This window comes from Enterobacteriaceae bacterium ESL0689 (assembly GCA_029433525.1).
In the GTDB taxonomy this organism is placed as follows: Bacteria; Pseudomonadota; Gammaproteobacteria; order Enterobacterales; family Enterobacteriaceae; genus JAQTIF01.
In genome coordinates, this window is the sequence record JAQTIF010000002.1 from 144,687 (window position 1) to 158,287 (window position 13,601).

Consider the following 13,601-nt stretch of genomic DNA (forward strand, 5'->3'; position numbering starts at 1 on the left):
GTTTTCCCGCCTTTCCCAGCAAGAAGATCGGCTGCACAGAAAAAAGGGAGCACTTAGCGGCGATTACCAAAAATACGCAAGATATACAAAAACAAGTTGATAAAGTCGAGATACAGTGAAAGCGCGCCAAGAATAGCCGCTTTACGCAGCGCTGTGCTATCGCTGATATCCATCTGCTCGCCGATATTTTTTAGCATCTGGGTATCATATGCGGTCATGCCGACAAATATCACCACACCAATATAGGTCGTCGCCCACATCAATGCATCGCTCTTCAGCCAGATGTTGACCAGTGAAGCCAGAATCAGGCCAACAACACCCATTATCAGTATATTGCCCCAACCACTGAGATCACGTTTAGTGACAAAGCCATACAGGCTCATGACGCCAAACATCCCAGCACTGACCACAAAGGCGCTGGCAATAGATGAGTCGGTATAGATTAAGAAGATGCTGGAAAGCAGCAGCCCGGTCAATGCCGAATAGAGCATAAACAGCGTGGTTGCTACCCCCGCGCTCAGACGCATGATCATCCCTGAAATGACGAAAACTATCGCGAGCTGGATAATCACTAATACCCAGAACGTGATTTGACTGGAAAAGATAAGCGCCATGACTTCTGGGGTACGGGCGGTATACCAGGCAACAAAAGCGGTCAGTAATAAGCCGACCATCATCCAGCCATACACCTGAGACATGAACGTTTGCAGATTACTACGTACCTGTATAATAGAATTCGACTGTGGAAATCTATTCATAACGGTCTCCTGTTTAACAAAGATGTTTCATTAAGCGTACCATATTACCAGCGTTCTGCTGCCTGATGATCGCTGTCACGCGCGGCAACCCAACGTTCACCCTCTGGTGTCTCTTCACGTTTCCAGAAAGGAGCCCGGGTTTTCAGATAATCCATGATAAATTCTCCGGCCGCAAAGGCACTACTGCGATGCGCACTGGCAACCCCGACAAAGACGATCTCTTCACCCGGCCACATTTCACCTACACGGTGAATGATCGTTATCCGTCCCAGAGGCCAGCGCTGACGGGCCAGCTCAATAATTTCCGCCAGTGATTTTTCTGTCATCCCGGGATAATGTTCAAGGGTTAACGCCTTTACATTATCACCAAGATTATGGTTGCGCACCTTGCCGGTAAACGTGACCACCGCGCCATCTTCATCACATTCAGCCAGCCAGGCGTATTCATCACCGACACAAAAAGGTTGATGGCTGACGATAATACGTGTTTGCGCCATCTTAACCTCCTGTAACCGGGGGGAAAAACGCCACTTCATCGCCATCGACGACAGGATGATCGAACGTGGTCAGTGTCTGGTTGACCGCCACCAGCAGTTTTCCCTCTTCCAGCGCCAGCGCCCAGCGATCACCACGCGTTATCAATTGCTGACGCACGGCATTCACCGTTGGCAGATCCTGAGCCTCCAGCATTAAATCCGCGCAGCCGATCAGTTCACGTACCTGAGCAAAAAACAGTACTTTAATCATATGTCTTATCCACCTGGAAATGGCCGGACTTACCCCCACTTTTCTCCAGCAGACGCACCGGCCCAATAACCATATCTTTCTGTACCGCTTTGCACATATCATAAATCGTTAACGCCGCCACCGAAGCCGCCGTTAATGCTTCCATTTCAACACCGGTTTTGCCACTCAGACGACAGCACGATTCAATCCGCACCCGGTTTTTTTCCGGCTGCGCCTGTAACTGAATTTCGACTTTACTGAGCATTAAGGGATGGCAGAGCGGAATCAATTCCCAGGTCCGTTTTGCTGCCTGAATACCGGCAATGCGGGCGGTGGCGAAGACATCGCCCTTATGGTGGCGACCCTCAATAATCATCGATAGTGTCGCTGGCTGCATTATCACATAGGCTTCGGCGCGCGCTTCTCTGACTGTCTCTGCTTTCGCTGAGACATCTACCATATGTGCTTCACCAGCTGCATTAATATGAGTCAATGGTGACATAGCTTATTTCTTCAGATGAACGATAAAGTTACAGGGACGGGTGCGAGCATCAAGCTGGGCAGCAATAATATTATCCCATGCCGTCTGGCAGGCTCTGGGCGAACCGGGCATCGCCAGTATCAGGGTGCGATTCGCGATACCCGCCACCGCTCGTGATTGCAGTGTCGAAGTGCCAATTTCAGCAAACGAGAGCGAGCGGAACACTTCACCAAAACCCGCTATTTCACGATCAAACAGGGGACATAATGCTTCTGGTACCTGATCACCCTCGGTAAATCCGGTGCCACCGGTGATCAGCACCACCTGAACATCATCGCTGGCAATCCATGCGGATACCTCAGCGCGAATCGCATAACGATTCTCTTGAATTAACCTTTTTGCCACGACATGATGTCCCGCTTTTTGCGCCGCATCCCGCAGCCAGTGTCCTGAGGTATCTTCCTCTTCACTGCGACGGCTGGATACCGTGAGAATAGCAATACGAGTCGGGATAAATACCGTGCTGAACTGACTCATCTGATCGCTCCTGAAAATAAAATTATCCGCCAATATATGACAGATTTTGTGTCATGCCAGTCTTGCCCTGGTGCAGGAAATGTGTCTGTTTTTTCTCGGTTAATGCCGCACAAATACGCGCTTTCAGCATTTCCTGTTGTTGATCATCGGCAAGCAGATCACGCAGACTGATGCCGTTCTCGCCGAACAAACACAGATGCAGTTTACCGATAGAGGAAATACGCAACCGGTTACAACTGGCACAGAAATCTTTCTCATAAGGCATGATTAAGCCAATTTCCCCGTGGTAATCCGGATGGTAAAAAACCTGCGCCGGGCCGTCGCTACGCTGACGGTTCTGCTGACGCCAGCCACGGCGAAGCAACTCATCACGCAGGAGATGACCGGAAATATGATGACGGCGAAATAACTCACTGCCCTCCCCGGTTTCCATCAGCTCAATAAAACGCAGTTGAATGGGGCGCGATTTGATCCAGGCGAGGAAAGTATCGAGCTGATAATGATTAACGTCGCGCATCAGGACAGTATTGACTTTCACCTGTGAAAACCCGGCGGCGAAAGCGGCATCAATACCGCTCATCACTTGCTGAAATTTATCCTGCCCGGTGATGGCATGAAACTGACGTGCATCAAGGCTATCGACACTCACATTAATCGCCGTTAACCCGGCATCGCGCCAGCGATCAATATCCCGCGCCAGGCGGTAACCGTTAGTCGTCACCGCAATCTGACGAATAGCGCTGTTTTCACGCACAGCGGCGATGATGTCGCAAAAATCACGGCGTAGAGAGGGTTCGCCGCCGGTCAGACGGACTTTTTCCGTGCCAAGGGCGGCAAACGCTCGCGTCACCCGACGTACTTCACTCACACTGAGAAAGCTTTTATTGCGCGTCGTGCCAGGCTGGTAGCCTTGCGGCAAACAGTAAGTACAACGAAAATTACAGACGTCGGTAATCGATAAGCGCAAGTAATAAAACTTACGAGAAAATGCATCGGTAAGCTGAGTGACCATGGACACCTTTCCGGATACGGGAGACGTGGTCATTTCTTCTCACGCCCTGGTGACAAGCCAGGCTTGTCACGGCCAAAGTACCATATCTGCTGACACAGGTACTCAGGCTAGAGTGTTAACGGGTTGCGCCGATGATAACGCGAAAACAGATGTTCTGCCACACCCTATTTCGCTATATAATCATATACATAATGAAAAAATTAGATTTTTCAACTAAAAAATAGCAAAAAATTAGAATATTTTATTGTTGTGGGCCATTTTTTAAACAAAATGACACTATTTTGCTGGATTGGCGGGCAGATAAGCGCGTTATTTCTGTTTATATTCCTGATATATCGGAATAATCAGCGCCTGGCACAGCAGGCGTAATGGGAGGGGGAAGGCAGGATCAGGACATCGCAATAAATTGTTCACGCAGCTGATGTAGTTGGTCACGAATCTGTGCCGCCTGCTCAAACTCCAGATCCTGGGCATGTTGCATCATCTGTGCTTCCAGTTTCTGGATTTGCTGCTGCAGTGCTTTTGGCGTCAAATTCGTCATTTCGGTCGTCAATGGTGCGGGTGACTGGCCCCGTTTTTTCGCTTTGGTTTTGGCAATATTGCTGCCCGTTTGTAAAATATCGACGACTTTTTTATTCAGTCCTTGTGGCGTAATACCATGTTCTGCATTATAACGCTGCTGTTTCTCACGCCGCCGTTCGGTTTCGCTAATCGCTTTTTCCATCGAAGCCGTGATTTTATCAGCGTAAAGAATCGCTTTGCCGTTAATATTCCGCGCTGCCCGGCCAATAGTCTGAATCAGTGAACGCTCTGAACGTAAAAAGCCCTCTTTATCTGCATCAAGAATCGCTACCAGCGAAACTTCTGGCATATCGAGCCCTTCGCGCAACAGGTTAATCCCCACCAGTACATCAAACTCACCCAGCCGTAAATCACGGATAATTTCCATTCGCTCAACGGTATCGATATCGGAATGGAGATAACGTACACGCTCACCATGTTCTTCAAGATATTCGGTTAAATCTTCGGCCATCCGTTTCGTCAGCGTGGTGACTAATACCCGTTCATTAAGCGCGACGCGCTGACGAATTTCCGAAAGCAGATCATCCACCTGCGTTGCCACCGGGCGCACTTCTATCACCGGGTCAAGCAGCCCTGTCGGACGTACCACCTGGTCAACCACCTCCTCGCCTGATTTCTCCAGTTCATAGGGGCCTGGGGTGGCGGAAACATAAATTGTTTGTGGCACCAGTGCGGCAAACTCTTCAAACTTTAACGGCCGATTATCGAGCGCTGAGGGGAGACGGAAGCCATACTCAACCAGCGTCTCTTTGCGTGCCCGGTCACCACGGTACATACCGCCAATTTGTGGCACAGTGACGTGAGATTCGTCTATCACCAGCAAACCATCGGCGGGCAGATAATCAAACAAGGTCGGTGGTGGTTCGCCAGGCCCACGTCCGGAAAGAAAGCGTGAGTAGTTTTCAATGCCAGAGCAATAGCCCAGTTCATTCATCATTTCCAGATCGAACTGTGTGCGTTGGGTCAGGCGCTGTTCTTCGAGTAATTTATTGTTGGCTAATAATATTTTACGCCTGTCTGCCAGCTCTGTTTTAATCTCTTCCATCGCCTGGACGATCCGCTCACGGGGTGTCACGTAGTGTGTCTTCGGATAGATGGTGTAGCGAGGGATCGTCGCCTGAACCTGACCGGTCAGGGGATCAAAGAGAGATAAACGTTCGACTTCTTCATCAAATAATTCAACACGTAGCGCGATATCATCCGATTCTGCCGGAAATATATCAATCACTTCACCACGTACCCGGAACGTCCCGCGTTGAAACGCCTGGTCATTACGTACATATTGTAGTTCCGCCAGACGACGCAGAATCGCCCGCTGATCGATCAGCATTCCTACCGTCAGATGTAGCATCATTTTCAGGTAGAGATCGGGATCACCCAGACCATAAATCGCGGATACAGAAGCCACCACCACCACATCGCGTCGTTCAAGCAACGCTTTGGTTGCTGACAAGCGCATCTGTTCAATATGTTCATTCACAGAAGCGTCTTTTTCGATAAACGTATCCGAACTGGGAACATAGGCTTCAGGCTGGTAATAATCATAGTAGGAGACAAAATACTCGACGGCATTATCCGGAAAGAAAGATTTCATCTCGCCATATAGCTGGGCGGCCAGCGTTTTATTGGGTGCCAGTACCATTGTTGGGCGCTGCAGATCAGCAATAACATTGGCAATGGTAAACGTTTTCCCTGATCCCGTTACACCGAGCAAGGTTTGATGGGCGAGACCATCTTCCAGCCCTTCTTTCAGACGACGGATAGCTTCTGGCTGATCGCCGGAAGGATGAAAGGCCGAGTACAGGGTAAACGTTTTACTCATAGTTCTGCTTCTGAAAAGAGGATGGCACATCTGAGCGAACGAGGTTTAATTCTATCCCTGATCCTGGCTTTTGCCAACCACCATATCTGTATATAACAACAGTATTATAGTGATATCCCGCGTTCTGATCGTGGATGATATTGTTGTTGCGACTTAAAATTATCCATCTTGTGGATGAATTATCCGTTTATAAGGTTATCCCCAAAAGAAATGATCATTTAATATTTGTCAAGTAAGGTAAGAAAACTTTTGTATCGCTAGCAGAGCACTTTTTGATAGTCATTGATTTTATTTAACTTATTGATTTTTAATAAAATTATTTAAAAGACGGGTTTAACACCAACTCCACGATAAGCCGCGTAGTTCGTGGCTTATCGCTACTTCTCTAACTCTAATACACAAGGTTATCCACAGGAATAGTGGATAACTCCTCGCAAGCTATAGCCACCGCTATGCGGAAAAAATTGTCGTCAGAAAAGCGATCAGGCAAAAAAAAGAAAATTATTTTTCCTGCTAACATTAGTTGACATTATCGGCACATCATGAAAAAAATTCAGCGAAAGAATGACAGGATCACGACTGAGTGGAATTAATATGCAACCCGCTTTCCTGTGGCTGGCGGACACCGATCGTTATCAGTACATCATCCCAGGAGGGAAAATCCGCATCAGGATGTGGCGTGTTATGGCGGCAGACCAGTGCCGCTCGCTCATTCATCAGCAGTACCTCCAACACCGTCACCGAACGCGATCGACGACCTTCGGATGGGCAATACGTCCCTGGCTGCGGTCGTAGGCGCGTTGGCCGGTATTAAAAAAGAAAGCACCGAGCGTCAGCAGAATCACGACATAGATAACGAACAGGCCCAATGTCAGTAATGCCCGTTTGACATCAATTCCCTGCAATATATTGATATCCCAGATTAATAGCAGGCTCCAGACCGCTAATATGAAGATAATAAGCAGCAGGATGGCACCGATCAGAATGCGCATAAAAAGACCTCCCAGAATTAAAATTTAAGGTTATCCAGCAGTGCCTGTTTGCGTGCCTCGAACTCATCAGCGGTGATGATGCCCTGGCGCTCCAGCAGTTTTAACTCGGTTAGCCGTTCAACCAGCCCTGTTTCACTCGCCTTTTCCGGCTTGGCGCTAGTCAGATTTTTCGCTAATTCCGCCCCCACGCCGAACTGAACGCCGGCGCCAGCCAGACCAGCGGGGTTTTTAGCGGCATCGCGCAAGGCCCGTAGTTTTTCCAGCTCGCTATAATCCAGACCTGCTTGTTTGCCAGCCCGATAAAACTGTTGATAAATTCCGGGTCCATTACCTTGGTATATATCACACGTTGCGTATCTTCATCTGCCAAGTTAAACATATCTGAATAGATTTGCAATGACATACCAAAGAACATACCCGTTGCTTCATTTTTAAAACTGAACATATTATTACCTCTCTTTCATTAAGGTTTGTTGTTAACATCTGATTTTTATTTATGACGCCACCAATATCAGGCATAAGTAAACCTCATCATTAAATGATGGCAGGAACTTATCGTGGTTATTTAGTCGTTAGGATTTACATGTTTACAGTGAGAAGATATTTTTATACATATACCGGTGAGTGAATGTAAAAATGCTCTCACTTTTATCTGGCTTACATTTCTGAACAGACAATACCCACTTTGTGCATCATGTCCTTTATAAAAATGCTCTTTCGTCAGATCGATAATAATCTCATTGAACCTGTCCATTTCTTTCTTATTTGTCATCAGCGACTTATAAAACCCCGGCATATCTCCCCTCAGCTTATTAATGTTCTCATTAAATAGCCTTTCTGCCACTGCATTAAACTGCTTTGTTGTTTTTATTTCTAAAATCATAATAACCACCTTATTGTTAACGTTTTACATTGAAACTTCACGTAAGGCCGTAGTAGCCTGTTCGATCCATTCGTCCACTTCACTCTCAATAAAAGCAATCGCCCTGATACCTGTTTTTATCTGTGCGGGAAAACGACCTGCCTTAATAAATTCATAGAGCCACGTTTTGCCGAATCCGGTTCTGTTCATTACCTCGGGCAAACGAATAAGCTTTGGATGTTTTTCTTTATTGGTTTGAATCATATTTATCTCCTGTGTTGTTCGATGAGATAATTGTATGGATTTTTCTTGTGATTTAAGAGGGATGTTCAGAAAAGAGTTTTTTTCGCAGATTTTTTTGGAGTATAAAAATAGGGTGGTGTATTCAATATGTTTATATTGTTTCAAACATAATATTCGCGCTCAATAAAAGTACCGATGATCCTGTCATGCATCTCAAAAGATTTTGAGTACCCCAGTGTCTTACGATTCAGTCGCTTTAACCGGTTACGCAGATTCAGGTTTTCCCGTTCAATCCGCTGCGTGTAAAGCTTACCCCTGATATGTTTTTTATCCGGCAGTATGTCATATGCGCTGAAGTTATCGGTACACCAGAAGGCGACATGAAAACCTGACAGTAATCTCAGTAACCTGCGCAGTGTCTTTTTGCTCCTGCGCCCAAAAGTAGGCGCAATAATACGTTTGAGACGAGGCTCCCACGCATACCACAGCCAGCGTTGCTGCTTTTTACTGCCAGCAAAAGACCACATCTCATCCACTTCACAGATAAGCTGGATTTGCAGATTATCCAGCGGCAATGTGGTTACACATCGTGGGGCGGGTTTTTTAAAGTGCGGACAACGGCATTAATGCTGATATGCAGAGTCCGTGCGGTATCACGGATACCGGCATTATTCATAGCAAGGTCAACAATTTGTTCTTTCATGCCGGGGTGGCAGGCTCGATAAGCGTAATCGGTCTGGAAAGTACGACAGCATGACTGACAACGATAGCGCTGAAATCCGGACTTACCCACGCCATGCTTTTTAACGGGTTCAGTTTGTTTACAAAACGGGCATGCTACGTCAATTTTAGCCATCTGGTGTCTCTGATAAAAAGAGCGATTATATAACATGATCAATATGTTGAATACATGACCAAAAAACCGTAGCGTGTACACATAGTACGTGAGGATTTTGGGCGCTACCCAGAGCCAAAATAGCCAATAAATAGCCAGTAAATAGCCAGTAAATAGCCAGTAAATAGCCAGTAAAATAGCCAGTAAAATAGCCTAATTGGCCGGACTTTATTAATCCATAATGCAGTATTGATACAATTCAGTATTATTCCTGATTCATCTAATTCACCGATATTTATATTTACTCCATGAATTCCATGTTTTTATTAAATAATTTGCGAAAGAAAATTATAGTTGCATTAATATAACTTAAAATGATAACTAAAGTTTTCATATCGGTTGCCGATAATGATTACCTCACTGGATTTCCAGAATATTTTTATGTGTGACACAAATCAAAAGATTAAAATTTATGCTGTATATTGGGAAGGTCCATTCTCGTTAGATGCTATAGCGCAGGACAAACCCAGCCGTATTGTAAAAGATTGGTATTGCCTTTATCAGATTTATGGAGAGCATCCCACATATGGCCGTGATGTGCTGTTATACATAGGTAAAACAGAAAGAGATATAAAAGAAAGACTATCAGAACATTACAACCGATTTTCTAATCAGTGCGATGAGGTTAAGATTTTCCTGGCTTCATTTGGTGAATTTACAAGCTGGCATGAAATGCGTGAAGGAAACTATGATCCTGTCAGTAAAGATAATACCGAACTCAATGCAATTGAATCACTGTTAATCTATGCCCATCAACCTGCTTATAACAGTAAATCACTCATAACTCCTGCATTTGAAGGAAAAGTTTTCCGCGTGTTTAATACTGGCAGAAGAAAATCACTCATGCCGGAAATAAGCACTCAGTTTTATCGTGATGATATGACCATTGTCAAAAAAGATACGCTATGAGTTTCCCTCCTGAGATCCATAAAACATGCGATAAAAACCGTGTCCGCATACTGTAGTGACTGATAAAGATAGTGTCAGGATCGAGCCGTGTGCTGGTGCCGTTGAGTTTTCTGGTGCAGAACGGAAAAGTAGCTTGCGTCACTTTCCCGTTCTGCGTGGTTAAAATGACGCACTGGTCTGGCGCAATATGTTAAAAATCTCAGTCTGCGGCAGTATATACAGGCTGGCGAAGTGGCGCTCTCAAAAAGAGCGCTGCTCTTTACAGTGCAAATCCGTAGTGAGAACCATCCGGCAGCTCAACATCAAGACGCAGTTTTCCGCCAGTCGCTTCAATGTAGCGTTTCAGCGTGGACAGTTTCAGATCTCGTCCCGGCTTTTCCATACTGGCAACGGTAGGCTGCCGGATGCCCAGAGCCTGAGCCATTTCTGCCTGCGTTTTCTGCACTTTCTCACGCAGTTCGGCAAGATGAATATTTAGCAGGATGTCTGCCGCCATCACCTGCGCATCGGCCATAACTTCCGGTTTTTCATCTGCAAGAAGCTGTTCGAGCGTTCTGCCCATCGTATTACTCCTTATTCATCTAACATATTCAGATAATTAGTCAATTCCCGATCGGCAACCGTAATCATCTGGTGATAAAAGCGTTTTTCATTACCCACCTTATTACCAGCACAAAGCAGAATGCCGGTTCGGTGAGGGTCGAAAGCGAAAAATATCCGTATAGGATCGCCCCGGCTCTGTACACGCAGCTCTTTCATGTTGTTGTAGCGGGAACCTTTGATCGTATCGACATAAGGCCGGGGCAATCCCGGCCCCCTTTCCCGCAAAACAAGTAGCGACGCCAGCACACAAGCCCTATCAGTTGCACAAAGCGCACTAAACCAATCGTCAAATCGATCCGTCGTCTTAATAGCCCACACAGGAACCTCTCATAATATAGATCAAAAACTATATAGATGCAAATCAATAATGAAGATAATGCTGTTTTGTCAGACCAAATGCACACCCATTTGTCGGGAAGTGGAAAACATGTTCCCGTTACTGGATTAAGAATGTGAAAATCAATCGCCACATTGCGGTACAGATCACATAAGCGCTGTGAGTGACGCCAGGTTAAGGGCACCATCCACAGGCAATATTACGTATCAGAGGAAATACATCCGGTTTGTCAGTACAGGAAGGAAGAATGGTTTATGCGCCAGAAGATTTTTAGAGCCTATTCCATTAGGCGTTATTGGCGCAGCCAGTTTGGACACGGACAGCGCGGAGAAACCGCAGCGTACACGGAGTACGTGAGGATTTCGAGCACTGCCCAGGGCCAAAATGGCAAGTAAAATAGCCTAATGGGATAGGCTCTTATTGATAAGAACAGGACATCCCGTTTCTCCTCACTGTAAGGATAGTTGTCACCCCTTGTGAAAAATCAGTCTGAGGGGATGGAGTGACAAATGAAACGTATTTCTCCTGAACGAAGTCAGAAAGAGAATAAATAACGGTTTTGTCATCAGACATTGACTGATTCCATATCTACTTTGAATAAGATATTGCGTCTTTTGTCACTGATAAACCATCAATTTTTGTCTCCATTATATCCCATAGCGCATATTTTCTTTTATGCGTAATAAAAAGAGATTTAAAATAATCCTCTGTCGATGGTACCTGTGTTGTCCATGTGATACCTTTGCTATAATCAATGCTTTTTTTCATATCTGATGCGGCATAACCATAATATTTACTTTGTGAACGGCTAATATTATCCTCAACCAATATTCGGCGAAGAAGTGTCGCTAAATATCCATGACCTTGTTTGTAAAGAGTGCTCGATAAAGAGCGAACAAATGATCCACTAAAAAAAGAAAGCATTTCAGAAACTTCTTTTGTTTCCGCATGAGCTATTTCATTAGCTATTTTATCATACGAACCTGTCTCTGATAGAAAGAAGATAACAAAGGGAAAACCTTTCTCTTTTGCCATATCAATAAATAGCTGCAATGGCTCTGTGGTTTTGTCTATCTTTTTATAAAGATTATAAAAAACAACATTACAGCGTTTCTTAAACTCGTCAATACAAAGTGCTTTGACCCGTGGAATATCACCTTCTTCGATTAATGCCTGAGCCAGAACTTCAGCCCATTTATTGCGAAGTCCGGCATGATCAACATATTCATCTTCTTTTATTTTATTAAGTACCAGAATCGCTTCCTCAGTACAGAGCTCATTAACCAGCAACTCAGCAAAATTAATAATGTACTCTGGATGAATCCGTTTTCCTTTTTTCAAACATTGCCTGACGAAATCAATATCCAGAATATAAAGACTTAATTCAACCGCAGCATTGACATTATCGTGAGTAAAGAAATATTCTCTTAAAGAACGGATAACATCATAACCAAGGTCTCTTTTATGATCGTTAAACACACTAAAAGAAAAATAGCTCTCCTTTTTAAGTACAGAGATTATTTTATCTGCAATAATATTGCTATCTTTATCTCTTTGCAGCGAAAGCGCTTTTAACCAGATATCAACAATACTATTATAATAATTCATCCAGCTACCGCTTGATGTGTCTGCAATCTGACATAGCTTTTCAAAAGTTACCAGGAGATCATGACAAAAAGTCTCTGTTTTCTCAGGCAGTATTAATACTGTTTTTTCAAGTGGTAAAACAATGTTTCTGTATAGTTCTTCAAAAAAATCATCGGCCGCATAATAGTCATAAAACCGTTTAAGTTTTAGTTTTCTTTTATATTCACTTTCTGCTTTTTTCAGCGCTTCATCTGGCGATGCAAGATACTGACTGATGAGTAATGATTTAGCCTGTTTGTTATCCTCAACAAGAGCACAGATTATCTCCATAAGCTGTTCAGCAGACATCGTGCTCATCATTTTGAGTTGTTTCTGATTCAGTGTTGACATAATCATATCCTGATGTTTTGAAAGAAGCCGGGGAATTTAATTGTACCAACACTATAATATGATATTCAACATAATAATTAACCAGATGATCTTGATGACTATTCATGATACAAAACCATGTGTTTTATCACCTGAACTGGCATCGCTTAAGTACAAATACTGAAAGGCATGGGATTATCATACTGACAGGCATCACGAAATCGGGCATGATGAAAAAGGTCAGCGTCGTGCAGATCATTAAAAAACTTTTATTATCGGGAGTCATAGATGAATTTCAGAATTGCGGTTCCAGTTTTAATGCTGACAATGATGTTTACTATGAATGTCTACGCTTTGCAGGATTGTTCACAGGCCATCAATGATACGGAAGTATTAAATTGTTCCACAACGAATAAAACGGAGGCCGAAGCCTTGCTGAATACCGCATACGCTAACGCTCAAAATCGTATCGATCAGGTTTTTATCAGTGACCCGGTGATGAAAAAAGCGTATCTGAATGCATTTATCAAAACGCAGCGGGCCTGGCTGAAATTTCGTGATCTGCAATGTGCGCTAAAAGCACATCCGGCAGCAGAAGGCTCGAATCTGCGGCTGGACTTTATGAATCAATGTATCACGCAATTTAATACTGAGCGCAGCAAAACATTGCAGGAAATACCTTACGAGCAGTAATGTTCTGTACTGGTAATGTTATATATGGCGGCAGGTCCTTCAGTCACAGAACCGTATCACCCGCTTCGGAAAATTTAATCTGCGAGTAAGAGTGACAAATAAAAAGTATCTCTCCTGAGCGTAACACCGTCACATTTATGAAGCCATACTGACAGTCACTTAGAGCCTATCTCATTAGGCTCTTAGCTCCCCC

The 13,601-nt window shown here is 44.6% G+C and carries 19 protein-coding genes and 1 riboswitch; of the genes, 2 read left to right on the forward strand and 17 right to left on the reverse strand.

Annotated elements, in window-relative coordinates; all coding sequences use genetic code 11:
- Positions 1-53: 53 nt before the first annotated feature.
- The 14 genes from PT300_12380 to PT300_12445 form a co-directional block, all read right to left on the reverse strand.
- Positions 54-758, reverse strand: coding sequence for a Bax inhibitor-1/YccA family protein (locus PT300_12380; GenBank protein MDF7681340.1), 705 nt, complete (start codon positions 756-758; stop codon positions 54-56).
- Between the two features lie 44 nt (positions 759-802).
- A complete protein-coding gene (gene moaE / locus PT300_12385) occupies positions 803-1,255 on the reverse strand; it encodes a molybdopterin synthase catalytic subunit MoaE (GenBank protein ID MDF7681341.1) in 453 nt (150 codons plus the stop codon).
- 1 nt (position 1,256) lies between these two features.
- On the reverse strand, positions 1,257-1,505 hold the full coding sequence (gene moaD / locus PT300_12390; protein ID MDF7681342.1) for a molybdopterin synthase sulfur carrier subunit: 249 nt from the start codon (positions 1,503-1,505) through the stop codon (positions 1,257-1,259).
- A complete protein-coding gene (gene moaC / locus PT300_12395; GenBank protein MDF7681343.1) occupies positions 1,498-1,986 on the reverse strand; it encodes a cyclic pyranopterin monophosphate synthase MoaC in 489 nt (162 codons plus the stop codon). Before moaC ends, moaD begins: the two co-directional genes overlap by 8 nt.
- Positions 1,987-1,989: 3 nt before the next feature.
- The gene (gene moaB / locus PT300_12400) at positions 1,990-2,502 is read right to left on the reverse strand and encodes a molybdenum cofactor biosynthesis protein B (GenBank protein ID MDF7681344.1); all 513 of its coding nucleotides are present in this window, start codon (positions 2,500-2,502) and stop codon (positions 1,990-1,992) included.
- A gap of 22 nt (positions 2,503-2,524) precedes the next feature.
- A complete protein-coding gene (gene moaA, locus PT300_12405) occupies positions 2,525-3,514 on the reverse strand; it encodes a GTP 3',8-cyclase MoaA (protein MDF7681345.1) in 990 nt (329 codons plus the stop codon).
- Positions 3,502-3,641, reverse strand: a riboswitch (molybdenum cofactor riboswitch). Its footprint overlaps the gene before it by 13 nt.
- Positions 3,642-3,902: 261 nt before the next feature.
- Positions 3,903-5,918: an excinuclease ABC subunit UvrB gene (gene uvrB, locus PT300_12410; protein ID MDF7681346.1), complete on the reverse strand. Its 2,016-nt coding sequence runs from the start codon at positions 5,916-5,918 to the stop codon at positions 3,903-3,905.
- Between the two features lie 573 nt (positions 5,919-6,491).
- The gene (locus PT300_12415; protein ID MDF7681347.1) at positions 6,492-6,635 is read right to left on the reverse strand and encodes a hypothetical protein; all 144 of its coding nucleotides are present in this window, start codon (positions 6,633-6,635) and stop codon (positions 6,492-6,494) included.
- A gap of 20 nt (positions 6,636-6,655) precedes the next feature.
- Positions 6,656-6,910: a hypothetical protein gene (locus PT300_12420; protein ID MDF7681348.1), complete on the reverse strand. Its 255-nt coding sequence runs from the start codon at positions 6,908-6,910 to the stop codon at positions 6,656-6,658.
- 17 nt (positions 6,911-6,927) lie between these two features.
- Entirely contained in the window at positions 6,928-7,098 is a 171-nt protein-coding gene (locus PT300_12425; protein MDF7681349.1) for a hypothetical protein, read from the reverse strand.
- Positions 7,083-7,355, reverse strand: coding sequence for a hypothetical protein (locus tag PT300_12430; GenBank protein MDF7681350.1), 273 nt, complete (start codon positions 7,353-7,355; stop codon positions 7,083-7,085). The genes PT300_12425 and PT300_12430 overlap by 16 nt, the downstream gene beginning before the upstream one ends.
- A 120-nt stretch (positions 7,356-7,475) precedes the next feature.
- Complete coding sequence (locus tag PT300_12435) at positions 7,476-7,793, reverse strand: hypothetical protein (GenBank protein ID MDF7681351.1); 318 nt, start codon at positions 7,791-7,793, stop codon at positions 7,476-7,478.
- Between the two features lie 24 nt (positions 7,794-7,817).
- The gene (locus tag PT300_12440; protein MDF7681352.1) at positions 7,818-8,036 is read right to left on the reverse strand and encodes an AlpA family transcriptional regulator; all 219 of its coding nucleotides are present in this window, start codon (positions 8,034-8,036) and stop codon (positions 7,818-7,820) included.
- A 140-nt stretch (positions 8,037-8,176) separates the two neighbouring features.
- Positions 8,177-8,871 (reverse strand): IS1 family transposase gene (locus PT300_12445; GenBank protein ID MDF7681353.1). Its coding sequence is split into 2 segments (ribosomal slippage): positions 8,177-8,613 and positions 8,613-8,871, totalling 696 coding nucleotides; the frame shifts between segments, so codons are not numbered across the junction.
- A 387-nt stretch (positions 8,872-9,258) separates the two neighbouring features.
- Here PT300_12445 and PT300_12450 point away from each other — a divergent pair.
- Positions 9,259-9,819: a hypothetical protein gene (locus PT300_12450; GenBank protein MDF7681354.1), complete on the forward strand. Its 561-nt coding sequence runs from the start codon at positions 9,259-9,261 to the stop codon at positions 9,817-9,819.
- Positions 9,820-10,078: 259 nt separating this feature from the next.
- Here the strand turns inward: PT300_12450 and PT300_12455 are convergent, their stop codons facing one another.
- The 3 genes from PT300_12455 to PT300_12465 all read right to left on the reverse strand — a co-directional run bounded on the left by PT300_12455 (position 10,079) and on the right by PT300_12465 (position 12,736).
- Positions 10,079-10,381, reverse strand: a complete 303-nt coding sequence (locus PT300_12455; GenBank protein ID MDF7681355.1) for an XRE family transcriptional regulator — start codon at positions 10,379-10,381, stop codon at positions 10,079-10,081.
- 11 nt (positions 10,382-10,392) lie between these two features.
- Positions 10,393-10,740: a type II toxin-antitoxin system RelE/ParE family toxin gene (locus PT300_12460; GenBank protein MDF7681356.1), complete on the reverse strand. Its 348-nt coding sequence runs from the start codon at positions 10,738-10,740 to the stop codon at positions 10,393-10,395.
- A gap of 607 nt (positions 10,741-11,347) precedes the next feature.
- Complete coding sequence (locus PT300_12465) at positions 11,348-12,736, reverse strand: SpnT protein (protein ID MDF7681357.1); 1,389 nt, start codon at positions 12,734-12,736, stop codon at positions 11,348-11,350.
- A gap of 267 nt (positions 12,737-13,003) precedes the next feature.
- On the opposite strand from PT300_12465, the gene PT300_12470 reads away from it, so the two are divergent.
- Positions 13,004-13,408 carry a DUF1311 domain-containing protein gene (locus PT300_12470; GenBank protein MDF7681358.1) on the forward strand — a complete coding sequence of 135 codons (405 nt, stop codon included), beginning with the start codon at positions 13,004-13,006 and terminating at the stop codon, positions 13,406-13,408.
- Positions 13,409-13,601 lie beyond the last annotated feature (193 nt).

Excerpts from the sequence above, each read along its gene's own strand:
- PT300_12420 (MDF7681348.1), bottom strand. The coding sequence starts at position 6,910 with ATGCGCATTCTGATCGGTGCCATCCTGCTGCTTATTATCTTCATATTA.
- moaC (MDF7681343.1), bottom strand. The coding sequence starts at position 1,986 with ATGTCACCATTGACTCATATTAATGCAGCTGGTGAAGCACATATGGTA.
- PT300_12430 (MDF7681350.1), bottom strand. The coding sequence starts at position 7,355 with ATGTTCAGTTTTAAAAATGAAGCAACGGGTATGTTCTTTGGTATGTCA.
- PT300_12415 (MDF7681347.1), bottom strand. The coding sequence starts at position 6,635 with ATGAATGAGCGAGCGGCACTGGTCTGCCGCCATAACACGCCACATCCT.
- PT300_12470 (MDF7681358.1), top strand. The coding sequence starts at position 13,004 with ATGAATTTCAGAATTGCGGTTCCAGTTTTAATGCTGACAATGATGTTT.
- PT300_12380 (MDF7681340.1), bottom strand. The coding sequence starts at position 758 with ATGAATAGATTTCCACAGTCGAATTCTATTATACAGGTACGTAGTAAT.
- moaB (MDF7681344.1), bottom strand. The coding sequence starts at position 2,502 with ATGAGTCAGTTCAGCACGGTATTTATCCCGACTCGTATTGCTATTCTC.
- moaA (MDF7681345.1), bottom strand. The coding sequence starts at position 3,514 with ATGGTCACTCAGCTTACCGATGCATTTTCTCGTAAGTTTTATTACTTG.
- moaE (MDF7681341.1), bottom strand. The coding sequence starts at position 1,255 with ATGGCGCAAACACGTATTATCGTCAGCCATCAACCTTTTTGTGTCGGT.
- moaD (MDF7681342.1), bottom strand. The coding sequence starts at position 1,505 with ATGATTAAAGTACTGTTTTTTGCTCAGGTACGTGAACTGATCGGCTGC.
- uvrB (MDF7681346.1), bottom strand. The coding sequence starts at position 5,918 with ATGAGTAAAACGTTTACCCTGTACTCGGCCTTTCATCCTTCCGGCGAT.
- PT300_12435 (MDF7681351.1), bottom strand. The coding sequence starts at position 7,793 with ATGATTTTAGAAATAAAAACAACAAAGCAGTTTAATGCAGTGGCAGAA.
- PT300_12450 (MDF7681354.1), top strand. The coding sequence starts at position 9,259 with ATGATTACCTCACTGGATTTCCAGAATATTTTTATGTGTGACACAAAT.
- PT300_12455 (MDF7681355.1), bottom strand. The coding sequence starts at position 10,381 with ATGGGCAGAACGCTCGAACAGCTTCTTGCAGATGAAAAACCGGAAGTT.
- PT300_12465 (MDF7681357.1), bottom strand. The coding sequence starts at position 12,736 with ATGTCAACACTGAATCAGAAACAACTCAAAATGATGAGCACGATGTCT.
- PT300_12440 (MDF7681352.1), bottom strand. The coding sequence starts at position 8,036 with ATGATTCAAACCAATAAAGAAAAACATCCAAAGCTTATTCGTTTGCCC.